This window comes from Saccharothrix australiensis, from assembly GCF_003634935.1.
Classification (GTDB): Bacteria; Actinomycetota; Actinomycetes; order Mycobacteriales; family Pseudonocardiaceae; genus Actinosynnema; species Actinosynnema australiense.
In genome coordinates this window covers 1,752,649-1,775,831 of record NZ_RBXO01000001.1, presented here as the reverse complement: position 1 = coordinate 1,775,831, position 23,183 = coordinate 1,752,649, and the positions used below count along the sequence as shown (strand labels likewise).

The window sequence follows — 23,183 nt, the reverse complement described above, 5'->3', positions numbered from 1 at the left end:
CCGTTGCTACCGCGGCGGAATTCGGGTGAGCGCGGTGGACAGCGCCGCGCTCGCCTCGGCGCGCAGCCGGGTCACCACCTCGGCGGCCGGAGCCGGTCGGACCAGCGCGTAGGTCTGCCCGGCCCACAGCGACATCAGCTCCGGGTCGCCGGTGGCGCGCACCGGCTTGGTCAGGTGGTGCACGTCGGGGTACGCGGCCGGCGCGTGCGGCCCGTTGTCGGTGAGGAACCGGTTCACCAGCCCGCGCGCGGGACGTCCGCTGAACGCCCTGGTCAGCGCGGTCCGGCGGGTGCCCTCCGCGAGCGCTCGGCGGTACGGGGCCGAGGTGCCCGCCTCCGGGCAGGACAGGAACGCGGTGCCGAGCTGCGCCGCGACCGCGCCCGCCGCGACCACCGCCGCCACGTCCGCGCCGTGCACGAGGCCGCCGGCGGCGACCAGCGGCAGGTCCACCCGGGCGCGGACCAGGCGGAGCGCGGCCAGTACGCCGAACAGCTCGCCGCCACCGGGCGAGACGCCGTCGTCGGAGAACGTGCCGCGGTGCCCGCCCGCGTCGCAGCCCTGGACGCACAACGCGTCCGCGCCGACCCTGGCCGCCTGCGCGGCCTCCTCGGGCGTGGTGACCGTCACGACGACCGTGGACCCCGCCGCGTGCAGCCGCCGCACGTCGTGCGGGTCGGGCAGGCCGAAGGTGAACGACACCACCGGCACGCGCATCGCCATCACGAGTTCGAGCTTGGCGGCGTACGCGTCGTCGTCCCAGCGCGGCTCGCCCGGTTCCGCGCCGGACCGCGCCCGCACGCGGTCCCGGTAGCCGCTGAGGTCCGCCGCGGACTTCGGGCCGGGCACGAACAGGTTGACGCCGAACGGCCGGTCGGTCCGCGCGGTCGTGGCGGCCAGCTGGTCGGCGACCGCCTCGACGGACAGGTAGCCGGCCGCCAGGAAGCCCAGGCCGCCCGCGCGGCCCACCTCGGCGACGAGTTCGGGGGTGGACGCGCCGCCCGCCATCGGCGCGGCGATGACGGGCACTTCGAGTCGGTCGAGCATGGCACCGACGATAACCCGCCATTTGGCGGAGATCACGACCCACCACCTGCCGGACCCGGCCGGCCCGGAGCCGACCCGTGCGGACCCGGCGGTGGTGACGGCGCGCGGTGACCGGCCGCGCACCGGTGGGGTGGTGCTCCCCGCCGCTGTGCACGGCGGGGAGCACCACCGGCTCACGGCAGGGTGTCGAGGTGCGGCGCCACCGTGTTGGAGAACTGCCACCCGCTGGACGCGTCCCAGTTGATCGACCAGGTCATCGCGCCGCGGATGCCGGGCCAGGTCTGCGACGGCTTGAACGAGCCGCAGTTCGTGCCCTTGGCCAGGCAATCGAGGGCCTTGTTGACGTTGGCGGGCGACTGGTAGCCGCCACCCGCGCCGGACGGCGAGGCGGGCAGGCCCAGGCCCACCTGGTCGGGCCGCAGGCCGCCCTGGAGCTGGATGCAGGCCAGCGAGACCAGGAAGTCGACCGTGCCCTGCGAGTAGACCTTCTGGTCGCAGCCCAGCATCGTGCCGGAGTTGTAGAACTGCATGTTGACGACCGTGAGGATGTCCTTCACGGCGAGCGCGAGCTTGAAGTACTCCTGACCGGTCGACTGCATGTCGATGGTCTGCGGCGCCATCGTGATGACCTTGCCGCCGCCCGCGTGGATGCTGCGCAACGCCGAACCCATGTAGGTGGCGTTGATGCCGTTCTCCAGGTCGATGTCGACGCCGTCGAACCCGTAGTTCGCGATGAGGCCGCGCACGCTGTTGGCGAACGCGGTGGACGACGCGGAGTCGCCGACCCAGATCGTGCCCTTCTCACCGCCGACGGAGATGATCACCTTCTGGCCGCGGGCCTGGAGGGTGCGGATGTCGGCCTTGAACTGGGCGTCGGTGTAGCCGCCGAGCTTGCTCGACAGCGTCGGGTCCAGGTTGAACGCCACCGCGCCCCTGGTCGACGGCACGGCGTCCGCGAACGCCACGGCCACGATGTCGTACGTGGTGGGCACGTCGGCGAGCTTGAGCAGGCGCGAGCCGTTGTCGAAGTTGTGCCAGTAGCCGGTCAGCACGTGCTTCGGCAGCGCCGGGTTCGGCGGGTTGGTCGTCGTCGTGGTGGTCGTGGTGGTCGTGGTGGTCGTCGACGTGCTGGTCGACGTGCTGGTGGACGTCGACGTGCTGGTGGACGTGCTGGTCGGCGGGTCGCCCGGACCGTCCAGGCTCACGTCGTCGGCGTAGTAGGCGGACTGGCCGTACCAGCCGTTGAGGTAGATCGTGACGCTGCTCGCCGACCCGCCGGTGGTGAAGTCGATGCTCAGCTGGGTGTAGCCGCTGGAGCCGGGCGTCCAGGTGCTCTTGTCGCCGCTGCCGGTCCCGGTGACGCCCAGGTACACGTAGCTGCCCTGCACCCAGGCGGTGAGCTTGTAGGCGCTGTTGGGCCGCACCTTGACGGTCTGCGAGCAGCGGGCGTTGTCCGCGCCCGCCGGCGCGCCCGACAACGCGTGCGAGCCGCTGTGCACGGGCGTGGTGACCACGTTCGCCGTGCCGGAACACGTCCAGCCGCTGGTGCTGCCCTCGTCGAAACCGGGGTTGGCGACCAGGTTGGCGGCCGACGCGCTGCCCACGACCACCAGGGTCAGCCCGGACAGGGCCAGCAAGCCGGCCAGCACGGCGCCCAGGGCGCGTCTCGTCCTCGAAGCCACGTCCACCTCCACGAAGTCCATTCGGCGGCCTTGCCCAGCAGGTGACGTGGGCCACTGGCAAAATGGACTAGACCACTGCGGCTTGTCAAGGGTGTGACCATGAGCGGTGTGACGTTCACCGTTGATGACGCCGTCCGGATCGCCCGCGCCGCGCACGACGGGCAGGTCGACAAGTCCGGCCGACCGTACGTCGAGCACCCGCTGCGGGTCATGGGCCGGGTGTCCGGCGAGCACGCCCGGATGGCGGCGGTGCTGCACGACGTCGTGGAGGACACCGCCGTGACGGCGGACGACCTGCGCGCGGCGGGCTGCCCGGCGCACGTCGTGGGCACCGTGGTCGCGCTGACCCACCGGCCGGGCGAGCCGCAGGAGGACTACCTGCGACGGGTGGCCGCCGACCCGGTCGCGGTCGAGGTGAAGCGGGCGGACATCGCGGACAACACCTCGCCGCCCCGGATGGCCCTGCTCGACCCGCCCAGCCGGGCCCGGCTGCGCGCCAAGTACGCCCGCGCCCTCGACCTGCTCGACGCGCTCTCCTGAGCGCCGGTCCGGGCGGTGCCACCGCTCGGACCGGACGCCCCGGAGCGCGCTACTTCTTCTTGTCCTTGCCCGAGTCGTCGGTCGACAGCGCGGCGACGAAGGCTTCCTGGGGCACTTCCACGCGCCCCACCATCTTCATCCGCTTCTTGCCTTCCTTCTGCTTCTCCAGCAGCTTGCGCTTGCGGGTGATGTCACCGCCGTAGCACTTGGCGAGCACGTCCTTCCGCATCGCGCGGATGGTCTCGCGGGCGATCACGCGCGACCCGATGGCGGCCTGGATCGGGACCTCGAACTGCTGCCGCGGGATCAGCTCGCGCAGCTTGGTCGCCATCCTGGTGCCGTAGCCGTAGGCGTGGTCCTTGTGGACGATCGCGCTGAACGCGTCCACCGCCTCGCCCTGGAGCAGGATGTCGACCTTGACCAGCTCGGCGTCCTGCTCGCCCGCCTCCTCGTAGTCCAGCGACGCGTAACCGCGCGTGCGGGACTTCAGCGAGTCGAAGAAGTCGAAGATGATCTCACCGAGCGGCATCGTGTAGCGCAGCTCGACGCGGTCCTCGGACAGGTAGTCCATGCCGCCCAGCTGGCCGCGCTTGGCCTGGCACAGCTCCATGATCGCGCCGATGTAGTCGCTCGGCGCGATGATCGTGCACTTGGTGACCGGCTCGTACACCTCGGCCCGCTTGCCCTCGGGCCAGTCGGACGGGTTGGTCACGACGTGCTCCGTGCCGTCCTCCATCACCACCCGGTAGACGACGTTGGGCGCGGTGGAGATCAGGTCGAGGCCGAACTCGCGCTCCAGCCGGTCGCGCGTGATCTCCAGGTGCAGCAGGCCGAGGAAGCCGCAGCGGAAGCCGAACCCCAGCGCGGCCGACGTCTCCGGCTCGAAGGTCAGCGCGGCGTCGTTGAGCTGGAGCTTCTCCAGCGCCTCGCGCAGCAGCGGGTAGTCCGAGCCGTCCACCGGGTACAGGCCGGAGTACACCATCGGCCGCGGCTCGCGGTAACCGGCCAGCGGCTCGGTCGCGCCCTTGCGCTCGGAGGTGACCGTGTCGCCGACCTTCGACTGGCGCACGTCCTTGACGCCCGTGATGAGGTAGCCGACCTCGCCGACGCCCAGGCCGCGGCTCGGCTTGGGCTCGGGCGAGATGATGCCGACTTCCAGGATCTCGTGGTTCGCGCCGGTCGACATCATCTTGATGCGCTCGCGCGGCGTGATCTTGCCGTCCACGACGCGGATGTAGGTGACCACGCCCCGGTAGGTGTCGTACACCGAGTCGAAGATCATGGCGCGGGCCGGCGCGTCGGCCTCGCCGACCGGTGGCGGGACGCGCCGCACGACCTCGTCCAGCAGGTCGCCGACGCCCAGCCCCGTCTTGGCCGAGACCCGCAGCACCTCGTCGGGGTCGCACCCGACGATGTGGGCGAGCTCCTTGGCGTACTTGTCCGGGTCCGCGGCGGGCAGGTCGATCTTGTTCAGCACCGGGATGATGGTGAGGTCGTTCTCCATCGCCAGGTACAGGTTGGCCAGCGTCTGCGCCTCGATGCCCTGCGCCGCGTCGACCAGGAGGACCGTGCCCTCGCACGCCTCCAGCGCCCGCGACACCTCGTAGGTGAAGTCGACGTGGCCGGGGGTGTCGATCATGTGCAGGACGTGGTCGCGGCCGTCGAGCTGCCACGGCAGGCGCACGTTCTGCGCCTTGATGGTGATGCCGCGCTCCCGCTCGATGTCCATGCGGTCGAGGTACTGCGCACGCATCGCCCGCTCCTCGACCACGCCGGTGAGCTGCAACATGCGGTCGGCCAGGGTGGACTTGCCGTGGTCGATGTGCGCGATGATGCAGAAGTTCCGGATCAGCTCCGGAGGCGTGAACGTCTGATCGGCGAACGTGCTCACTCAGGTTCCTCGCACGGGACGGGCAGAAGGGGTCGGCCCAATCATCTCACGTCAAGCCGACGTGCCGTTCCACCCGGGCGTGACCGGGGTCATCCGGCCGCTCGGCGTGGCGGTTCCGCCCGGCGGGCCCGCACGGGTTCCACCGCAGCGCCCGGACCAGGGTGGAACGGGCGGCGCCTCCGGGCGATCGCGGGCCGCGCCGAGCTGCGCGAGGGCACGGCCGCCCGCACGGGCCGGTGGCGGCACGGCGGCGTGACGCCGTCGACGGTGGGGCTAGTCGCGCGCGTCCCGGCGCAGCGGGTGCTCCGGGGGCACCTCGACGAGCACGATCCGCACGCCGTCCGGGTCCTCGACCCACAGCTCGTCCAGCCCCCACGGCTCCCGGCGCGCCGGCCGGACCACGTGCGCGGCCAGCCGGTCGGCCGCCGCGCGCAGGTCGCGCACCTGGAGCCACAGCTGGACGGCCTCGGTCGGCGCGCTGTCGGACCGACCCGACACCTCCAGGAAACCGTGCCCGAGGAAGAACACCGTGCCGCCGGGGAACTCCCGGTACACGGCCAGCCCCAGCACGTCGCGGTAGAACGCCCGCGCCCGCTCAGGGTCGCGGGACCTCAGCAGGACCCGTGAGCTCAGCACCTCCACGACCCCAGCCGACCACGCTCGGGCGCTCCACGCCACCCGAGCGCGCCCACCCGAGCCCCCCCGCCTGGGCACCCCCACCCGGGCGCCACCGCCCGCGGGCCGTGCGGGATCAGCGGTCGCGGCCCGGTTCCCGCCAGGGGCTCTCCGGCACGTCGTACGCCATCCGGACGTGCGGGTGCGGGCCGTCGGCCACGCCCAGCTCGCGCCAGCCGCGACCGGCGTAGAACCGGCGGGCGCGATCGTTGGGCGCGAACACCTCCAGGTGCGCGGTCCGCACCCCGGCCGAGCGCCACACCGCCGTGCACGCGTCGAGCAGCGCACCGCCCACGCCCCGTCCCCAGTGCGCCGGATCGACCTGGACCTGCAACAACTCGTCCCCCATCACCAGCGCGAAACCGACGACGACCCCGTCCAGCTCCGCGCACAGCCACGACGCGCGGTCCGTGGTGTCGAACCGGTACCCGTCGGCCCGGACCGCCGCCTCCCACTCGGCGAGCTCCGCTTCGGGCAGGTGGCCCTCGTAGTAGCTGCGCCGCGCCTTGATGTGCACTTCGACGATGCGCGCCGAGTCGGCCTCGACGGGCGTCCGGATCGTGATGCTCCCCATGCCTCGCAGGACGCGTGGGGCCAGGGGAGGTTCAGCGGGCGGGGCGCGCCGGGCGGGGCGCTCGCCGGCGAACCGGACCAGCGGCACCCCCTTCAGGACCTCGCGCGGCCCGGTGCGGCAGACGACCTCGGCGACCGGCCGTCGCCGAAGTCCGGCACGAGCTGCCACGCCCATCGCGGGCAGTTCCGGTCCTCGATGGGCGGCGAGTTGTGACCCTCGCCGAAAAAGTGATATCACTTTGCTAAGCACGGGATGGATCGATGAGGGGTGGGGACGATGGACGCGTCGACAGAGGTGAGCGTGCGAATGCCGGCGCCCGCGGTGCGAGAGCGCAGGGCGGCGGAGGTGTCCGGGTGGGCGATGCTCACCGTGGGTGCGGGCCTCATCGTGGTCGGCGTGGCGGTGGCCCTCCTCGGGCTGGTCCCCGACGGCGACCCGAGCGTGTCGATCATCGTCGGCGGCGCCCTGCTGACCGCCGCGGGTGCGATCACGAGCAGCGGGCTGTTCACCGTCGCGCCGGGCGAGGCGCGGGTGCTGCAATTCCTCGGCCGCTACACGGGCACGGTGCGCCAGGACGGCCTGCGCTGGGCGAACCCGTTCACCACGAAGGTGAAGGTGTCGACCCGAATCCGCAACCACGAGACGGCCACGCTCAAGGTCAACGACGCCGACGGCAACCCGATCGAGATCGCGGCGGTGGTCGTGTGGCAGGTGGACGACACGGCGCGGGCCAAGTTCGAGGTGGACGACTTCGTGCGGTTCGTCGGCATCCAGACCGAGACCGCCGTGCGCCACATCGCGACCAGCTACCCGTACGACAACCACGACGAGGCCGGGCTGTCGCTGCGGGAGAACGCGGACGAGATCACCGAGACCCTGTCGGTGGAGATCGCGGCCCGCGTGCAGGCGGCGGGGGTGAAGGTGATCGAGTCCCGGCTGACCCACCTCGCCTACGCGCCGGAGATCGCCCAGGCGATGCTCCAGCGGCAGCAGGCGGGCGCGGTGGTGGCGGCGCGGCAGCGCATCGTGGAGGGCGCGGTGGGCATGGTGGAGCTGGCGTTGGCCAGGCTCGCCGAGCAGGACGTGGTGGAGCTCGACGAGGAGCGCAAGGCGGCGATGGTGTCGAACCTGCTGGTGGTGCTGTGCGGTGACCGGTCGGCGCAACCCGTCGTGAACGCCGGGTCGCTGTACCACTGACGTGGCGGAGCGCAAGAGCGTCCTCCTCCGCCTGGACCCGGCGGTGCACGACGCCCTGACCAGGTGGGCGAACGACGAGCTGCGCAGCACCAACGCGCAGATCGAGTTCATCCTGCGCCGGGCGCTCGCGGAGGCGGGGCGGCTGCCCTCGGGAGCCTCCGCCCCGCCCAGGAGGGGCCGTCCCCGCAAGGACGCTCGACCCCGCGACGCGCCCACCGACGAACCGCCCGATCCGGGGTAGCGGACCCGGCGCGCGACCGGTCCCGAACGCCCAGCCGTCTCCCCTCGGGGCGGCTGGGCGTTCGCCGTCCGTCCTCACGGCACACCACCGCCCCCGGCGGCGATCCACTTCGGACGGTGATCAACTCGCGGGCGTGACCGGCCGATGCGACCGTTGACCCGATGAGCGAGCTGAACGCCCCGTACGCACCCGGCACGCCGGCGTGGGTGGACATGATGACCACCGACCGGGTGGCCACCATGGACTTCTACGGCGGCCTGTTCGGCTGGGACTTCGAGATCGGCGGCCCGGAGACCGGTTACTACACGATGGCGCTCGTGCGCGGGAAGCCCGTGGCCGGGTTCGGCGAGATGCCGCGGGACGCGATGTTCCCGGTGGTCTGGACGACCTACCTGGCCACCGACGACCTGGACGACACCCTGGCGCTGGTCAACAGCCGCGGCGGCAAGGTGCTGGTGCCCGAGTACGACACCGGCGGGCCCGGCCGGGGCGCGGTCGCGGTGGACCCGACCGGCGCGGCGTTCGGCCTGTGGGAGGCCGGGACGCACATCGGCGCGTACGTGGTCAACGAGCCGGGCGCGGTGGTCTGGAACGAGCTCGCGACCCGCGACCCGGACGGCGCGGCCGAGTTCTACCGGGAGGTCTTCGGGTTCGGCCTGGAACCGATGGCGGACGTCCCGTACCAGCAGCTCCAGGTCGAGGGCCGCACGGTGGGCGGGATCTTCGGCATGGACGACGCCATCCCGCCCGAGATCCCACCGCACTGGATGACCTACTTCGCGGTGTCCGACGTGGACGACGTGGTGGCGAGGGCCCGCGAGCTGGGCGGCATCCCGGTGGGGAGGATCGCCGAGTCCCGGTTCGGCCGCTTCACGACCCTGGGCGACCCGATGGGCGCGACGTTCAAGGTCATCCAAGCGCCGCCTTCCAGCCGAGGCTGACCACCAACGCCACCACGACGGTCAGGAACACGCGCCGCACGAACGCCGAACCGCGCCGGACCGCGAGCCGGGCGCCGAACACCGCACCGGCCAGGTTGCACGCCGCGAGCACGAGCCCCAGCCCCCACAGCACCTTGCCCGCCGGGATGAAGTAGAGCAGGGCGCCCAGGTTCGTCGCGACGTTGACCACCTTCGCCGTGGCCGATGCGCGCAGGAACGCGAACCCGAGCAGGCCGACCAGCAGGAACACCAGGAACGCCCCGGTGCCCGGCCCGGCGAGCCCGTCGTAGAAGCCGATCAGCCCGCCGCCCAGCACCATCATGGCGATCTGCGCGACACGCTTGAACCGCGGCGTCTCCGCCACGCCGAGTTCGGGCTTGCGCCACGTGTAGAGCCCGACGCCGACCAGCGCCACCAGCACGACCGCGTTCAGCACGGAGGGCTGGAGCGCCCCGGCGAACGCCGCACCGCCGACGGCGCCACCGAACGCGGCGAACGCCATGGGCAGCGCCGACCCCCAGTCGACCGTGGTCTGCCGGGCGTAGGTCACGACGGCGGAGCCCGTGCCGACGACCGACGCGACCTTGTTGGTGGCCAGCGCGTACAACGGCTGCCCACCGGGCCCGATCAGGAGCAGGGCGGGCACCTGGATGAGCCCTCCCCCGCCGACGACGGCGTCGACCGCACCGGCGAACGCCGCGGCGAGGCAGAGGAACAGCAGACCGGCGAGGGAGACCTGGCCGAAGCCGGGCCAGTCGAGAGCGCTCGTCACCCGATCAGCGTAACCGGACAGACGTACTGCTTTTTGGGCCGCGCCACCCCGCCGCGCCATCCCGCCGGCCACGCCACTCCCCTCGCGCCACCGCTCACTGCCGTGCCACTCACTGCCGTGCCACCCACCCGGCCGCACCCCGCCCCCACCCGCCGTACCGGACCCGAAGCCGGCTCGGCGCGCCACGAGACCGGCACCACTCGCCAAGGCCCGGATTCACGGTCCCGTGAGCAGCCCTGATATCCTTCCCAGTCGTACCCGCGCGGCATTCCGCAATGGAGGAAACCCACTCACCGGTGGGGCCGATCACCAGGCGCGGTACACCCCAGACCGAGGAGAAGGTGGCTTTCGCATGGCGAACATCAAGTCCCAGCTGAAGCGGATCAAGACGAACGAGAAGGCGCGCCTGCGCAACAAGGCCGTCAAGTCGTCCCTCAAGACCGCCATCCGCAAGTTCCGCGAGGCCGCGGAGGCCGGCGACAAGGAAAAGGCCACCGCCCTCGCCCGCGAAGCCTCCCGCAAGCTCGACAAGGCGGTCACCAAGGGCGTGATCCACGCCAACCAGGCCGCCAACAAGAAGTCGGCGCTGGCCAAGCGCGCCAACCAGATCTGAGTCCGGATCTCCCGAAACGCCGCTCCCTCACCCGAGGGGGCGGCGTTTCGCGTTCCCCACCGGCCACGTGCACGGCCACGCGCCCCACACAGCCGACCGCGCCCGACACAGCTCACAACCGACCCGACACAGCTCACACCGACACAGCCCACAACCGACACAGCCGCCTCCACGCACCCATCGGCGGCCGGATCGTCAGCAGTCCCGGATCAGCGGCAACATCAGCAGCGGCATCGGCGGCGACATCAGCGGCGACCGTGAGCGGCGACGATCCTCAGCACGGCCCGCTCCAGCGCATAGCCCGAGTCGGCCGCGACACCCTTGACGTCGGCGTTCAGCCCCGCCACCACGGACATCGCGACCGCGAGGCCGTCACCGTCCCAGCCACGCGCCTGCCCTTGCGCCTTCTTCACCTTCCACGGCGGCATGCCCAGTTCACCGGCGAGCTTGAACGGGTCGCCCCGTCCCACCGCCGACACCCGCGCGATGGTGCGCACGGCGTCCGCCAACGCGTCCGCGACCAGCACGTGCGGCACACCGAGCTGGATCGCCCAGCGCAGCGCCTCCAGCGCACCGGCGCGGTCGCCCATCACCGCCTTCTCCGCCACCGCGAACCCGGTCACCTCCGCCCGCCCGCGGTGGTAGCGGTGGACGGCGTGGGCGTCGACCTTGCCACCCGTGTCGGACACCAACTGGGACGCCGCCGCCGCGAGCTCCCTCAGGTCCGACCCCACCGCCTCGATCAGCGCGCCCACCGCGTCCGGGTCCGCCTTGCCACCCGCCGCGCGGATCTCGTTGCGCACGAACGCCTCGCGGTCCGCCGCCTTCGTGATCTTCGGGCACTCGGTGACGGCCGCACCCACCTTGCGCAGCGCCGCGGGCAGCTCCTTCGCGACCTTGCTGCGCCCACCACCACTGTGGACGACGACCAGCGTCACCCCGTCCGCGGGAGCCTTGGCATAGGCGACGACCGCCTCCGCGATCTCCTTGCCGGCGTCCTGAGCCGCCTCCAGGGCCACCACCCGCCCCTCGGCGAACAGCGACGGGCTCACCAGTTCGGCGAGTTCAGGCGGGGTGAGTTCGGTCACTTTCACGCGGGTCAGGTCGGCCTGCGGATCGGCCTTGCGCGCAGCCGCCAGCGCACCGCGCACCGCGCGCTCGACCAGCAATTCCTCCTCGCCGACGACCAGGTGCACGGGGTCTGGCGACACTGCGGACGGGCTCACGGCAGCGATCCTCCCACGAGGTCGGCCGCGTCCGGATGGTGGACGGATCTGGCTGAAGGCCGGGACCGTGCCGTAAGTTGGCACCCACAACCGAATACCGCTCATCCAGAGGGGCAGAGGGATCGGCCCGAAGAAGCCCCGGCAACCCGTCGCGCAGCGTCCGCTGCCCGCGACCACGGTGCCAATTCCGACCCGCGACGCGGGAAAGATGAGGAGATACCTCGCGATGACTGCCGTCAGTGCGCCTTCGGCCACCACCACCTCCTTCGACCTCGGTCCGGCACGTGCCCTGTCGTGTCGTGAATGCGGCCACGAGACCCCGCTCGCGCCCGAATACGCCTGCCTGGAGTGTTTCGGCCCGCTGGAAGTCGCCTACGACTTCGGCCGCGTCCGCCGCGAGGACATCGAGGCGGGTCCCCGGTCGATCTGGCGCTACCGCGGGCTGCTCCCGGTGCCCTCCGACGTCGAGTCGCACCCCAACACCAACCCCGGCAACACCCGCCTCGTCGAGGCCGACCGCCTGGCCAAGGCGCTGGGCGTGCGCAAGGTCTGGGTGAAGGACGACACCGGCAACCCCACCCACTCGTTCAAGGACCGCGTCGTCGGCGTCGCCTTGGCCGCCGCCCGCGAACTGGGCTTCAAGGTGCTCGCGTGCCCCTCCACCGGCAACCTGGCCAACGCCGTCGCGGCGGCGGCGGCCCGAGCCGGCTGGCAGTCCGTCGTGCTGGTTCCCTCCTCCCTCGAAAGCGCCAAGATCCTCATGACCGCCGTCTACGACGGCAACCTGATCACCGTCGACGGCAACTACGACGACGTGAACCGCCTCGCGCAGGAACTGGCCGCCGAACACGAGGACTGGGCGTTCGTCAACGTCAACGTCCGCCCCTACTACGCCGAGGGCTCGAAGACCCTCGGTTACGAGGTGGCCGAGCAGCTGGGCTGGCGACTGCCCGACCAGATCGTGGTGCCCATCGCGTCCGGCTCGCAGCTCACCAAGGTCGACAAGGCGTTCCGCGAGTTCGGTCAGCTCGGCCTGGTCGACGCCACCCCGTACAAGGTGTTCGGCGCGCAGGCCACCGGCTGCTCACCGGTGGCGGCGGCGTTCAAGGCAGGCCACGACGTGATCTCCCCCGTCCGCCCGGACACGATCGCCCGGTCGCTGGCGATCGGCGCCCCCGCCGACGGCCCCTACGTGCTCGACGCCGTCCGCCGGACCGGTGGCGCGATCGAGGACGTCACCGACGAAGAGGTCGTGGAGGGCATCCGCCTGCTCGCCCGCACCGAGGGCATCTTCGCCGAGACCGCCGGCGGCGTCACCGTGGCGACGGCGAAGAAGCTCATCGAGACCGGTCAGCTCGACCCCGACGCCGAGACCGTGCTGCTGATCACCGGCGACGGCCTCAAGACCCTCGACGCCCTCGGCGACCGCATCGGCCCGCGCGCCAACGTCCCGCCGTCCGCCGAGGCCGTGCTGAACGCCCTCAAGGACTGACCGCCCGACCTCCCTTCAGCACCGACCCGGACAGACCGGCTCACCTGACATGACCGCTCGGCTCATGGCGGGTGAGCCGGTCTTCCGGCCGGACCCGACCACCCCACCACGGTGGTCACGACGCGCGGCTGCCGATCACAACGCGATGCGGGACGTGTGCAGCCAGCCGCTCCGCGGGAACGACGACAGCTCCGGCAACACGTAGGGGCCGACTTCCTCGGTCTCGGACCGCCACGCCGTGAGCTGTTGCGGCCACGGCGAAGCCGTCTTGTGCCCGTTGTACCGATTGGCCCGCCAATCCTCGGGTGGGATGGTGAGGTCGTCGTCGAACAAGGTGTCGGCGATCCGCTGATAGGCATCCTCGGGCGACTTCACCTCCGTGGTGCGCACGAGTTTCGTGACCGTCGCCCGCGCCACGATGCCCCGTCCACCGGCCGGGATCTCCTGGCAGATGTAGAAGGCGAACCCGGTCCGCAGTTCCTCGCGCGGCCAGGGGTGGGCGACGTAACCGGGCTGCCACAGTGCCCACCCCAGCTCACGCGGCTCCCAGCCGGTGTGCAGTCGGACCCACGTGTCGTCGTTGCTCATGGTTTGCTCCCTTTCGTTGTGTTCAACGGCTGTTCTTCGTTCAACGGCTCTTCTTCAACGGCTCTTCTTCAGCGGATCGCCCCGGCGGACGACCCGCGGCCCCTCCGGGCCGGGCAGGACGGCGGTGTCGCCGTCCCGATCAGTGCGCAGCACCAGCACGCCCTGACCCCCCAGGGCATCGACCAGCACCTCGCTGGGGTGGCCGTAGCGGTTGCCCGCCCCGACACTGACCAGCGCAACCCGTGGCCGCACCGCCGCGAGGAACGCGGGCGACGAGTACCGCGACCCGTGATGCGGCACCTTCAACACCTCGGCCCGCAGGTCGACGTGCTCACCGAGCAGCCCGGCCTGCCCAGCCAACTCGACGTCACCGGTCAGCAACACCCGCCCAGCGGCGGTCGTCGCCCGCAGTACCACCGACGCGTCATTGACCGCGGTGTTCTCCTCCCCTCGCGGCACTACTCGCGGCCCCAGCACATCCAGCTCCAGCCCCGGCCAGCTCAACCGCTGCCCGACACCCAGCTCGACCACCTGGACCCCGGCGGCGCTCGCTTGCGCACGCACCTCCTTCCACGCCCACTCGGGCTGCCGTGACGGCCCGACGGCCACCGCGCCGACTCCCCGCTCCGCGAGGACCGCCGCCAACCCGCCGATGTGATCGGCGTGCAAGTGACTCAGCACCACCAACGGGATGCGACGCACCCCCAACCGCCGCAGGCAAGCCAGCAACGGCACCGGATCGGGCCCCGTGTCGACCAGCACGGCCCGGTCGCGCTCCGCCGTCGCGAGAACCACGGCGTCGCCCTGCCCGACATCGCACGCCACCACGGCCCAGCCCGGCACCGGCCACCGAGGCACGACCACGCTGAGCGGCGCCAGGACCACGACAACCCCGACCACCGCCGCCACGACCAGCACCCGCACCCGGCGCAGCCGGAACACGCCGTACGCGAGCACCACCGCACCGGCCAGCAACGCCCCGCCCAGCCAGCCCTCGGGCCAGGACACGGCCGCACCCGGCACCGCCGCCGCGTGCCGTCCGACGACGATCAACCAGTCCGCCGCCGGACCGGCCACCTCCGCGACCACCCGAGCGGCACCCAGGTGGACCGGGGCGATGACGGCCGCCAACACCCCGAGCACGGTCGCCGGCGCCACGAGCGGCCCGACGAGCAGGTTCGCCAACACCGCCACCAGGCTCACCTGGCCGGAGATCCCGGCGACCAGCGGAGCCGTGGCGACGTGCGCCGCGGCGGGGACCGCCAACGCCTCCGCCAACCCGACCGGCACGCCCCGGTCGCGCAACCAGGCCGCCCAGCGGGGCGCGACCAGTACCAGCGCCGCCGTGGCCGCGACGGACAACCCGAACCCGGGGTCGACCGCCAACTCCGGGTCGTACAGCACCAGCACGACCACACCGGCAGCGAGCGCCGGCAACGCCGACCGTTCCCGTCCCAGCACCAGGGCGAGCAGGGCTATGGCACCCATCACCGCCGCCCGCAGGACACTCGGCTCCGGGCCGGCCAGGACCACGAACCCGACCAGCGCGGCCATCGCGCCCGCTGCACAAACCCGCGGCCCGAGCCAGAGCAGCCGCAACAACAGCAGCACCGCGCCGCACAGGATCGCCAAGTTCGCGCCGCTGACCGCCAACAGGTGAGCCAATCCCGCGGTGCGGAACTCGTCCACCATCCGCGGCGACAGACCGGACGTGTCGCCGACCACCAGCGCGGGCAGCAAACCGGCCGGCTCGGGGTCGAGGGTGCCGCTCGCCGCCCGCAGCCCCTCCCGCAAGGACTCGGCGGCCCGTTGCCAGACGGGCGCCGGTGTCACCTCGCGCGGAGGCCCTCGGACGCGGAGCAACGCGACGGCGAGTTCGCTCGGTCTGGCGGGAGCCAACGTGCCACGGGCCAGCACCTCCTGCCCTGGCAGCAACTCACGCCACTCCTTCGCCGGTGCCAGCACCGTGATCCGGCCACCGTCCTCAAGCGCAGCCTGGGCTAGGACCAGGTCGACGCCACTCGCCCGCGAGCCGAACCCGCTCGTGCGCACGCCGCGCGGCCGGTCGGACAGTGCCAGGCGCAATGTGGTCGGACCACCGCGCTCGGCTTCGGCGCGGAGCGGGTGGTGGGCCGACTGGTGCAACTGCACGCCGATCCAGCACGCCGCCACCGGCCCGACCACGGCGATCGCCGCCGCGGCAGGCCGCCAACGGCGCAGGAGCACGCCGCCAATCCCAGCCGCGGCCACGCCGACCGCCGCACCTGCCCACCAGGTCCACAGCAGACCGACCAGCGCGGTCGCCCAGACCGCCAGCGCTGCGGGGACGAGGTAGGCGCGGGAGCTCACGGCCCGGTTCGCCGGTCAGGGCTGTGATCGACGCACTTCGAGTGGTGATGGACTCGCCGCACGATCAAGCGAGTCACGGCCGGCAGTGCCTGTGTCATGGTTTTCCTCCTGGTTGCTCCGATAGGCGGTACTGATCTTCAGTGGACGGACGATCGGGTGGAGCGAGCGGCGGTTGGGATGTGCCGCCGTGCCTTGGGGTCGGGCAGGGCGGTGGTAGTCGGGACTCGTGATGGGTCGGGACAAGGTGGCGGGTGCGGTGACTCTGGGCTGGCGGAAAGGTGGCGGGGTGGGACAGACGGGTCAGAGGCGGACGAGGGCGCTCAGTTTGGCCAGCTTGGCGTCTCCTATTCCTTCGATTTCACCTAATTGTTCGATGGCGGTGAACGGGCCGCGTTTCAGGCGGCGTTCCACAATTCGTTGAGCGGTCACCGGCCCTATGCCGGGCAGTTCGTCCAATTGCTCCTTCGTCGCGGTGTTGAGGCTGACGGGTGCCGGGTGGGAAGCCTGGCTCTCGACCGGAATGCCGACGGCTATCTGCTCACCGTCGGTGACGCGCCGGGCGAGGTTCAGGCCGCGGAGGTCGGCGTCGGGGTGGGCACCGCCCGCGGCCAGCACCGCCTCGGCGACGCGCGCACCGCTGGTGACCGTCACCAGGCCGGGCTTGGGCACCTCGCCCACGACGTTGACCACCACGTGCTCGGGCACCTTGGTCACCTCGGCCGCGGCGACCGCGAGAGCGGGTGGCGGCTCGGGCTCGGGACGTTGCCACCACAGGCTGAGCGCGACAGCCAGCGCCACGCCTGCCAGCAACCCCGCGTAGACGGCCGGGCGGCGGATCGACGGTGGCACGGACAGCCGACGGCGCGGCAGGCGGCCCAGGAGACCGCGCAACCGACCGGGCGGATCGGTTCCGCCGGCCGAGGAAGCGAAGACGACCAGTGGGCCGTCCTCGGCTCGGTGCCTGCCCTTGGCCTTGGCGATCAGGGCGTCGAGTCGGGCTGATGTGGGATCCGGGTTGTTGTCGAACATGTGGTCGACATTAGGGAGGGGGCGGGGCGGGGCACAGCGGTGGTTTTGGATCTGTGGACAAAGTCCAGGGCTGTGGATAACTCGGCTACTCGTACCCGCCGGGCAGGACGACGACACCCAGCACGCCGGGGCCGGTGTGCGCGCCGATCACGGCCCCGACCTCGGAGATCAGGCAGCCGGACGAGGCCGGGACCCGTTCGTCCAGCAGCATCGCCAGCTCCGCCGCCCGCTCCGGAGCCGCCAGGTGGTGCACCGCCAGACCGACCGGGCCGGAACCCGCCGCCGAAGCGGCCAGGTCGACCAGGCGGCCGATCGCGCGGCTCGTCGTCCGGACCTTCTCCAGGGGCACGATCCGACCGTCGTCCACGTGCAGCAGCGGCTTGACCGCCAGCGCCGTGCCCACCAGGGCCGCCGTCGTACCGATCCGCCCACCCCGCCGCAGGTGGTCCAGGGTCTCCACGCAGAAGAACATGCGGATTCGCTCGGCCGCGCGGCTCGCGGCCTCCTCGGCGTCGTCGCCCGCCGCACACGCGGCCAGCACCGCGAACCCGAGCCCCATCCCGGTCGCCCGCGAGTCGACCACGCGGATGCGCGTCGGATCGACCTCCTCGGCCGCCAGCCGGGCCGCCTCCCACGTCCCGGACAGCTCGCGGGACAGGTGCACCGACACGATCCGCTCCGCGCCCCGCCCGAGCACCGACCGGTACACCTCCGCCAGCTCGCCGGGCGTCGGTCTGGACGTGGTGACGCGGCGGTGCCCACCCAGCGCCGCCGCCAGCTCCGCCGGACCGAAGTCGACGCCGTCGAGCCTGCTCCGGCCGTCCACCGCGACGTGCAGCGGGACGACCTGGATGCCGTACCGCTCGGCGAACCCCTTCGGCAGGTACGCCGTGGAGTCGGTGACGATCGTGGTGGACACGAGTGCCGAGACTACGGCTCGTCGGCACCCGAACGGCTCACCGCCACGGACCTGATGAGATCCGCCATCGCCGCGCCGACCAGCGCATGCCCCTCCCAGCCCCAGTGCATGCCGTCCGGGTTGCCGCGCCGGGTCCGCACGTGCTCCCCCACCAGCGCGGGCACGTCCAGCAGCGGAACGCCGGCCCCCGAGGCCCACGCACGGACCGCGCGCTCGCCGGCCGAACGCCCTGTGTGCACGTTCGCATAAGCCGGAGAGCGGTGCACCGAGGGCGTCATCCCGACCGCCCGGATACCGGGCTGCAACGCGCGCACGGAACGCACGCACGAGTCCAGGTACCGCACCGTCAGATGCGGCGGCAAGGCCACCGGGAAGCCCCCGAACAGCCGCGACAGGCCAGGCTGGAGTGCGCGGTAGGTACTCCGGGCCCGCCGGCGCAGGCCATCGGGACGCAGGTAGCGCAACCCCTGGCGCAGGAACGTCGGCAACGGCGAGGGCAGCGTGTCCATGTGCCCGACCGCCAGCACGAGAACGTCGGTGCGCGGCAACAACGACCAAACGCGCGGGTCACCGGTCAACGCCCACCAGGCGTCCCGAGCGGTCCACCCGAACCCCGCCGCCAGCTCCGCGTGCCCGTCCAAGGCAGCGGCGGCGACGTTGGGCCACAACCGCGGGTGATCGGCGGGCAGCGGCCCCTGCGGGCCGTGGAACGTCAGCGAGTCACCGAGGACGAGCAGCCTCACCTGGTGGTGCCGGCGTTGTACGACGACAGCCGCCAACGGCCGTCGCCCTGCGGTCGCCGCGTGAACACCGTCCAGTGGCAGTTCCCGATGCCGCCCAGCAACGCCCACCGGTCCACCGGCAGCTCCAGCAACCGCCCGGTCAACGCGCTGATCAGCCCCCCGTGCGCACACAGCAGCACGGTTCCGGAGCACTCCACGTCCACCTGCTCGACCACCGCGAGCGCGCGCTCGGCCACCTCGACCCGCGTCTCGCCTTCAGGCGGGGCGAGGGTCCCGTCCGCGCGCCACGCGTCGAGCAGTCCCGGCCACTCGACCTCGATCTCGTCGCCGGTCAGCCCCTGCCACTTGCCGAGGTTGGTCTCCCGGAGCCGCTCGTCGATCCTCAGCCCGATACCGGTGGCGGAGGTGAACACGGTCGCCGTGTCCCGCGCCCGCCGCAGGTCGGAGGCCACCACCAACTCGGGGGCGAACCCGGCGAGCACCGGCACCGCGAACCGCGCCTGGTTCCAGCCGGTCTCGGTCAGCGCCGAGTCCAGGTGGCCCTGCATGCGCCCGGTCGCGTTGTAGTCGGTCTCACCGTGCCGCCACAGCACGAGCCGGTCCAGGCTCATGCCTCGGCGGCCTCGTCGGCCGTCGGCCCGGCGTCGAACTCGATGCGCGGGCAGTCCTTCCACAGCCGTTCGAGGCCGTAGAAGCTGCGTTCCTCGACGTGCTGGACGTGCACCACGACGTCCACGAAGTCCAGCAGGACCCAGCGGCCTTCGCGCGCGCCCTCACGGCGGACCGGCTTGCGGCCCGCCTCGCGCAGCTTCTCCTCGATGTTGTCCACGATCGCGCCGACCTGCCGCTCGTTCGGAGCGGACGCGATCACGAAGACGTCCGTGATCACCAGTTGGTCGGACACGTCGAGCACGATCACGTCGTGCGCCTTCTTGTCGGCCGCCGCGTTAGCGGCGACCAGCGCCAACCGTCGTGCCTCGTCGGTGGCTGCCACGTTTCTCCTCATCACCTCGGCGGGCGCCGATACGCCCGCACGAGTCAATGAGGGTACCGGCGTCCGGCGTCAGTCCGGCACCGAGTAAAGCCCGGTCTTCGAGATATACTGCACAACGCCATCCGGCACGAGGTACCAAACCGGCAGGCCGGAGGCCGTGCGCGCCCTCACGGCGGTGGACGAGATGGCCATTGCGGGCACCTCGACCAGGGACACCGCGCCGGGCGGCAGGTGGGTGTCGTCCAGGTCGTAACCCGGTCGGGTGACGCCGATGAAATGGGCCAAGCCGAACACGTCGTCGGCACGTCGCCAGGACAAAATCTGTTCCAGCGCGTCCGCGCCGGTGATGAAGAACAGGTCGGCCTCCGGGTGCGTGGCCTTGAGGTCGTTGAGCGTGTCGAACGTGTAGGTCGGCCCGCCCCGGTCGATGTCGACGCGGCTGACGGAGAACCTCGGGTTGGACGCGGTCGCGATGACCGTCATCAGGTAGCGGTCCTCGGCGGCGCTGACCTCGCGGTCGCTCTTCTGCCACGGCTGACCCGTCGGCACGAAGATCACTTCGTCGAGTTCGAACCGCGCCTGGACCTCACTGGCCGCGACGAGGTGGCCGTGGTGCACCGGGTCGAAGGTGCCACCCATGACGCCGATCCGGCGGTTGGACATGGGAGGTGAGCCTAGTTCGGGTGGTGCGCGGGCGACCGAGTCACTCCCCGAACGACCGCCCGCGCACTCAGCTCCCCGTTTGCGGCCCTAGGGGAGGAGGCCGCCTCCGCGGAGCGCGGCCCACCCCGAATCAGAGCCGCGCAACAGTGAGATACGGCCGGCGCGCGGACATGACGCCAGCCCGGCGAGATTCTTCGACCAATCGAGGTGACGCTGGTCACAGGGCCTTACGGGGCCAGCTTCGAGCCGTCGGAGTCACGCACCAGAATGGCCTCCATCGGACACGACTCCGCCGCGTCGACGACCACGTCGTCCGGTTCGACCAACCGGCTCACCGGCGTGGCGGTGCTCCCTTCCAGGCGGAAGTGGTCCGGCGCCATCCCCGCGCACATCCCCGAACCGATGCACGCGGCACTGTCGACCTCGACGCTCCACCTGCCCATCGGGCTACCACCTCACCGGAAGGCTGTGCGGTCCGCGGACCAGTCTGCCCTTCTTGATGGTCACGTCACCCGCCAAACGGAGGTTCGGGAACCGCCTGAGGAGCGTGCTGATGGAAACCTGGAGCTCCATCCGCGCCAGTGGCGCGCCGATGCAGTGGTGCACGCCGTGACCGAAGGCGAAATGCGGGTTCTCGGAGCGGTGGAAGTCCAGTTCGTGGGGGTTCTCGAAGACCGACGGGTCGCGGTTGGCGACCAGCCCGTCCACGAACACCGCCTCGCCCGCCGCGATGGTCACCCCACCGAGTTCGACGTCCTCGGTGGCGAACCGGGGGAACGCGGGCGCGCCGGAGAGCTTGGTGAACCTCAGCAGCTCCTCGATCGCCGCAGGCAGCAGTGACGGGTCCGCGCGCACCTCGGCGAGCCGCTCGGGCCTGGTCAGCAGCTGGTAGACGAAGTTGCCGATCTCGCTGCCGGTCGTCTCGTGGCCCGCGATGAGCAGCGTCACGCCGAACGACACCAGCTCCTCTTCGCTGAGGCGGTCCTCCTCGTCGTGCGCGGTGACCAGCACGGTGAGCATGTCGTCGGCCGGGTTCCTCCGCTTGTCCTCCACGAGGTCGCGGATGTAGGCCCGCAGCGACGCGGCCGCCGCCTCGATCTCCGGGACGGTGAACGCCGTGATCGCGACCGCCGCGTCCGACCACTCGCGGAACTGCGCCCGGTCCAGCCGCGGCACGCCCAGCATCTCGCTGATCAGCGTGATGGCCACCGGCATGGCGAGCGCGTCGACCAGGTCGGCGGGCGGGCCCTGCTCCTCCATCCGGTCCAGCAGGTCGTCCACGATCTCCTGGGCGCGCCCGCGCAACTGCGCCGTGCGGCGGGCCGTGAACGCCTTCGCCAGGATGCGGCGCAGCCTGGTGTGCTCCGGCGGGTCCATGCTCAGGATGGTGCTGACCTGCGGCACCTCCGGCATGGTCCGCGGCGGGTCCCGGTGGGGGTCCATGACCGGCGCGCGGACGAACCTCGGGTCGCCCATGACGACCTTCGCGTCGGCATAACGGGTGGCCAGCCACGCTTCGCCGCCGTACGGCAACCGCACCCGGACCACCGGGTCGTCCCGCTGGAGTGCCAGGTACGTCTCGTTGACGCCGAGATCGTCGGGGTCGGGGAACGGGTAGGGCCGGATCTCCATGGAGGACCCCCAGGCAAGCGAAGGCTTGCCGGCAACCCTATGGAGGGCCGATCCCCACCGTCCACGCGTCAGGGTGATGCCGCTACGGCTCCGAAGCTCACGATGAGGGCCGCACGTGCCCCTCACCCCAGGCGATCCACTTCGACGAGGTCAGCTCGGACAGCCCCATCGGGCCGCGCGCGTGCAGCTTCTGGGTGGAGATGCCGATCTCCGCGCCCATGCCGAACTCCGCGCCGTCGGTGAACGCGGTGGAGGCGTTGACCATGACCGCCGCCGCGTCCACGCGGGCCGTGAACCGGCGTGCGGCGTTGACGTCACCGGTCACGATCGCCTCGGTGTGGCCGGAGCCGTGGGCCGCGATGTGCCGCACGGCCTCGTCCAGCGAGTCGACCACCCTGGCGGCGATGTCCGACGACAGGTACTCGGTGCCCCAGTCCTCCTCGGTGGCCCGCTCGACGCCGTCCTGGCGGGCGAACACGTCGTCACCGTGGATGGTGACCCGGTGCGCCTGGAGCGCGGCGGTGATGCGGGGCACGAATTCGTCCGCCACCGCCGCGTGCACCAGCAGCGACTCGGCCGCGTTGCACACGCTCGTGCGGCGGGTCTTGGAGTTGAGGACGATCCGCTCGGCCACGTCGAGGTCGGCCGCCGCGTCGACGTAGACGTGGCAGTTGCCCACACCGGTCTCGATCGTCGGCACGGTCGCCTGCTCCACCACCGCGTTGATCAGACCGGCCCCGCCACGCGGGATCACCAGGTCGACCAGGCCGCGCGCCGTGATGAGGTGGCGGACGGAGGCGCGGTCGTGGCACGGCAGCAGCTGGACGCCGTCGGCGGGGAGACCGGCGGCTTCGAGCGCGTCCCGCAGGATCGCGACCAGCGCGGCGTTCGAGTGCTCGGCGGAGGACGAGCCGCGCAGCAGGACGGCGTTGCCGGACTTCAGCGCGAGGCCGGCGGCGTCGACCGTGACGTTGGGACGCGCCTCGTAGACCATGCCGACGACGCCCATCGGGACGCGCACCTGCCGCAGCTCCAAGCCGTTCGGCAGGATCGAGCCGCGCAGCACCTCGCCCACCGGGTCGGCCAGCCCGGCCACGGTCTCCAGGCCCTTCGCGACGCCGTCGACGCGCTTCTCGTCGAGCGCGAGGCGGTCCAGCAGCCCCTGGGACAGGCCGGCCGCGCGACCGGCTTCCAGGTCCTTGGCGTTGGCGTCGAGGACTTCCCGGACACGGGCGCGCAGGCCGGCGGCCATCTCGTGCAGCGCGGCGTCCTTGCGCTCGCGGGTGGCCAGGACGAGCTCATCGGCGGCGACGCGGGCGCGCCGGGCGGCGGCGTGCACCTGTTCGCGCAGGTCGTCAGTCACGCGAATCAGACTACG

24 protein-coding genes and 1 riboswitch are annotated in these 23,183 nt (G+C 71.9%); of the genes, 6 read left to right on the top strand and 18 right to left on the bottom strand.

Going from position 1 to position 23,183, the window contains the following annotated elements:
• Positions 1-6: 6 nt before the first annotated feature.
• Together C8E97_RS08365 and C8E97_RS08360 are read right to left on the bottom strand one after the other, a co-directional pair.
• On the bottom strand, positions 7-1,044 hold the full coding sequence (locus C8E97_RS08365; RefSeq protein WP_121011092.1) for an NAD(P)H-dependent flavin oxidoreductase: 1,038 nt from the start codon (positions 1,042-1,044) through the stop codon (positions 7-9).
• Between the two features lie 173 nt (positions 1,045-1,217).
• The gene (locus C8E97_RS08360; protein WP_121003187.1) at positions 1,218-2,747 is read right to left on the bottom strand and encodes a chitinase; all 1,530 of its coding nucleotides are present in this window, start codon (positions 2,745-2,747) and stop codon (positions 1,218-1,220) included.
• 78 nt (positions 2,748-2,825) lie between these two features.
• On the opposite strand from C8E97_RS08360, the gene C8E97_RS08355 reads away from it, so the two are divergent.
• A complete protein-coding gene (locus C8E97_RS08355; protein WP_121003185.1) occupies positions 2,826-3,266 on the top strand; it encodes an HD domain-containing protein in 441 nt (146 codons plus the stop codon).
• A 49-nt stretch (positions 3,267-3,315) separates the two neighbouring features.
• Here the strand turns inward: C8E97_RS08355 and lepA are convergent, their stop codons facing one another.
• The 3 genes from lepA to C8E97_RS08340 all read right to left on the bottom strand — a co-directional run bounded on the left by lepA (position 3,316) and on the right by C8E97_RS08340 (position 6,406).
• Entirely contained in the window at positions 3,316-5,157 is a 1,842-nt protein-coding gene (lepA, locus tag C8E97_RS08350) for a translation elongation factor 4 (RefSeq protein WP_121003183.1), read from the bottom strand.
• A 273-nt stretch (positions 5,158-5,430) separates the two neighbouring features.
• Positions 5,431-5,799 carry a VOC family protein gene (locus C8E97_RS08345; RefSeq protein WP_121003181.1) on the bottom strand — a complete coding sequence of 123 codons (369 nt, stop codon included), beginning with the start codon at positions 5,797-5,799 and terminating at the stop codon, positions 5,431-5,433.
• A 109-nt stretch (positions 5,800-5,908) separates the two neighbouring features.
• Complete coding sequence (locus tag C8E97_RS08340; protein ID WP_121003179.1) at positions 5,909-6,406, bottom strand: GNAT family N-acetyltransferase; 498 nt, start codon at positions 6,404-6,406, stop codon at positions 5,909-5,911.
• Positions 6,407-6,682: 276 nt separating this feature from the next.
• On the opposite strand from C8E97_RS08340, the gene C8E97_RS08335 reads away from it, so the two are divergent.
• From C8E97_RS08335 to C8E97_RS08325, 3 genes are all read left to right on the top strand, one after another.
• Entirely contained in the window at positions 6,683-7,603 is a 921-nt protein-coding gene (locus C8E97_RS08335; protein ID WP_121003177.1) for an SPFH domain-containing protein, read from the top strand.
• Position 7,604: 1 nt separating this feature from the next.
• Positions 7,605-7,844 carry a type II toxin-antitoxin system antitoxin gene (locus C8E97_RS08330; RefSeq protein ID WP_121003175.1) on the top strand — a complete coding sequence of 80 codons (240 nt, stop codon included), beginning with the start codon at positions 7,605-7,607 and terminating at the stop codon, positions 7,842-7,844.
• A gap of 161 nt (positions 7,845-8,005) precedes the next feature.
• A complete protein-coding gene (locus C8E97_RS08325) occupies positions 8,006-8,785 on the top strand; it encodes a VOC family protein (protein WP_121003173.1) in 780 nt (259 codons plus the stop codon).
• Here the strand turns inward: C8E97_RS08325 and C8E97_RS08320 are convergent.
• On the bottom strand, positions 8,754-9,557 hold the full coding sequence (locus C8E97_RS08320) for a TSUP family transporter (RefSeq protein ID WP_246018757.1): 804 nt from the start codon (positions 9,555-9,557) through the stop codon (positions 8,754-8,756). The two genes, C8E97_RS08325 and C8E97_RS08320, sit on opposite strands and share 32 nt — an antisense overlap.
• Positions 9,558-9,909: 352 nt before the next feature.
• Between C8E97_RS08320 and rpsT the strand changes: the two genes are divergently transcribed.
• Positions 9,910-10,170, top strand: coding sequence for a 30S ribosomal protein S20 (gene rpsT / locus C8E97_RS08315; protein ID WP_121003171.1), 261 nt, complete (start codon positions 9,910-9,912; stop codon positions 10,168-10,170).
• 245 nt (positions 10,171-10,415) lie between these two features.
• Here the strand turns inward: rpsT and holA are convergent, their stop codons facing one another.
• Positions 10,416-11,396 (bottom strand): DNA polymerase III subunit delta, encoded by a 981-nt coding sequence (gene holA, locus C8E97_RS08310; protein WP_121003169.1) that lies wholly within the window; start codon positions 11,394-11,396, stop codon positions 10,416-10,418.
• Positions 11,397-11,494: 98 nt separating this feature from the next.
• Positions 11,495-11,611: riboswitch (SAM riboswitch) on the top strand.
• A gap of 11 nt (positions 11,612-11,622) precedes the next feature.
• On the opposite strand from holA, the gene thrC reads away from it, so the two are divergent.
• Positions 11,623-12,888: a threonine synthase gene (gene thrC / locus C8E97_RS08305; protein ID WP_121003167.1), complete on the top strand. Its 1,266-nt coding sequence runs from the start codon at positions 11,623-11,625 to the stop codon at positions 12,886-12,888.
• Positions 12,889-13,023: 135 nt separating this feature from the next.
• Here the strand turns inward: thrC and C8E97_RS08300 are convergent, their stop codons facing one another.
• The 11 genes from C8E97_RS08300 to C8E97_RS08250 form a co-directional block, all read right to left on the bottom strand.
• On the bottom strand, positions 13,024-13,476 hold the full coding sequence (locus tag C8E97_RS08300) for a hypothetical protein (RefSeq protein WP_121003165.1): 453 nt from the start codon (positions 13,474-13,476) through the stop codon (positions 13,024-13,026).
• Positions 13,477-13,530: 54 nt separating this feature from the next.
• Positions 13,531-15,825: a DNA internalization-related competence protein ComEC/Rec2 gene (locus tag C8E97_RS08295; RefSeq protein WP_121003163.1), complete on the bottom strand. Its 2,295-nt coding sequence runs from the start codon at positions 15,823-15,825 to the stop codon at positions 13,531-13,533.
• A gap of 300 nt (positions 15,826-16,125) precedes the next feature.
• Positions 16,126-16,854 (bottom strand): ComEA family DNA-binding protein, encoded by a 729-nt coding sequence (locus tag C8E97_RS08290; protein WP_121003161.1) that lies wholly within the window; start codon positions 16,852-16,854, stop codon positions 16,126-16,128.
• 85 nt (positions 16,855-16,939) lie between these two features.
• Complete coding sequence (locus tag C8E97_RS08285) at positions 16,940-17,773, bottom strand: DegV family protein (RefSeq protein ID WP_121003159.1); 834 nt, start codon at positions 17,771-17,773, stop codon at positions 16,940-16,942.
• An 11-nt stretch (positions 17,774-17,784) separates the two neighbouring features.
• Positions 17,785-18,516, bottom strand: coding sequence for a diglucosylglycerate octanoyltransferase (gene octT / locus C8E97_RS08280; RefSeq protein ID WP_246018755.1), 732 nt, complete (start codon positions 18,514-18,516; stop codon positions 17,785-17,787).
• Positions 18,513-19,127, bottom strand: a complete 615-nt coding sequence (locus C8E97_RS08275; RefSeq protein ID WP_121003155.1) for a histidine phosphatase family protein — start codon at positions 19,125-19,127, stop codon at positions 18,513-18,515. The genes octT and C8E97_RS08275 overlap by 4 nt, the downstream gene beginning before the upstream one ends.
• Positions 19,124-19,510 (bottom strand): ribosome silencing factor, encoded by a 387-nt coding sequence (rsfS, locus tag C8E97_RS08270; protein WP_121003153.1) that lies wholly within the window; start codon positions 19,508-19,510, stop codon positions 19,124-19,126. The genes C8E97_RS08275 and rsfS overlap by 4 nt, the downstream gene beginning before the upstream one ends.
• Before the next feature lie 69 nt (positions 19,511-19,579).
• On the bottom strand, positions 19,580-20,173 hold the full coding sequence (gene nadD, locus C8E97_RS08265) for a nicotinate-nucleotide adenylyltransferase (RefSeq protein WP_121003151.1): 594 nt from the start codon (positions 20,171-20,173) through the stop codon (positions 19,580-19,582).
• Between the two features lie 227 nt (positions 20,174-20,400).
• On the bottom strand, positions 20,401-20,616 hold the full coding sequence (locus C8E97_RS08260; RefSeq protein WP_121003149.1) for a ferredoxin: 216 nt from the start codon (positions 20,614-20,616) through the stop codon (positions 20,401-20,403).
• A 4-nt stretch (positions 20,617-20,620) separates the two neighbouring features.
• Positions 20,621-21,805 (bottom strand): cytochrome P450, encoded by a 1,185-nt coding sequence (locus tag C8E97_RS08255; protein ID WP_121003147.1) that lies wholly within the window; start codon positions 21,803-21,805, stop codon positions 20,621-20,623.
• Positions 21,806-21,902: 97 nt separating this feature from the next.
• A complete protein-coding gene (locus C8E97_RS08250; RefSeq protein WP_246018752.1) occupies positions 21,903-23,168 on the bottom strand; it encodes a glutamate-5-semialdehyde dehydrogenase in 1,266 nt (421 codons plus the stop codon).
• Between the last annotated feature and the right edge of the window lie 15 nt (positions 23,169-23,183).

Excerpts from the sequence above, each read along its gene's own strand:
- C8E97_RS08365 (WP_121011092.1), bottom strand. The coding sequence starts at position 1,044 with ATGCTCGACCGACTCGAAGTGCCCGTCATCGCCGCGCCGATGGCGGGC.
- C8E97_RS08360 (WP_121003187.1), bottom strand. The coding sequence starts at position 2,747 with ATGGACTTCGTGGAGGTGGACGTGGCTTCGAGGACGAGACGCGCCCTG.
- C8E97_RS08355 (WP_121003185.1), top strand. The coding sequence starts at position 2,826 with ATGAGCGGTGTGACGTTCACCGTTGATGACGCCGTCCGGATCGCCCGC.
- C8E97_RS08340 (WP_121003179.1), bottom strand. The coding sequence starts at position 6,406 with ATGGGGAGCATCACGATCCGGACGCCCGTCGAGGCCGACTCGGCGCGC.
- C8E97_RS08335 (WP_121003177.1), top strand. The coding sequence starts at position 6,683 with ATGGACGCGTCGACAGAGGTGAGCGTGCGAATGCCGGCGCCCGCGGTG.
- C8E97_RS08325 (WP_121003173.1), top strand. The coding sequence starts at position 8,006 with ATGAGCGAGCTGAACGCCCCGTACGCACCCGGCACGCCGGCGTGGGTG.
- rpsT (WP_121003171.1), top strand. The coding sequence starts at position 9,910 with ATGGCGAACATCAAGTCCCAGCTGAAGCGGATCAAGACGAACGAGAAG.
- thrC (WP_121003167.1), top strand. The coding sequence starts at position 11,623 with ATGACTGCCGTCAGTGCGCCTTCGGCCACCACCACCTCCTTCGACCTC.
- C8E97_RS08300 (WP_121003165.1), bottom strand. The coding sequence starts at position 13,476 with ATGAGCAACGACGACACGTGGGTCCGACTGCACACCGGCTGGGAGCCG.
- C8E97_RS08290 (WP_121003161.1), bottom strand. The coding sequence starts at position 16,854 with ATGTTCGACAACAACCCGGATCCCACATCAGCCCGACTCGACGCCCTG.
- C8E97_RS08275 (WP_121003155.1), bottom strand. The coding sequence starts at position 19,127 with ATGAGCCTGGACCGGCTCGTGCTGTGGCGGCACGGTGAGACCGACTAC.
- nadD (WP_121003151.1), bottom strand. The coding sequence starts at position 20,173 with ATGTCCAACCGCCGGATCGGCGTCATGGGTGGCACCTTCGACCCGGTG.
- C8E97_RS08260 (WP_121003149.1), bottom strand. The coding sequence starts at position 20,616 with ATGGGCAGGTGGAGCGTCGAGGTCGACAGTGCCGCGTGCATCGGTTCG.
- C8E97_RS08255 (WP_121003147.1), bottom strand. The coding sequence starts at position 21,805 with ATGGAGATCCGGCCCTACCCGTTCCCCGACCCCGACGATCTCGGCGTC.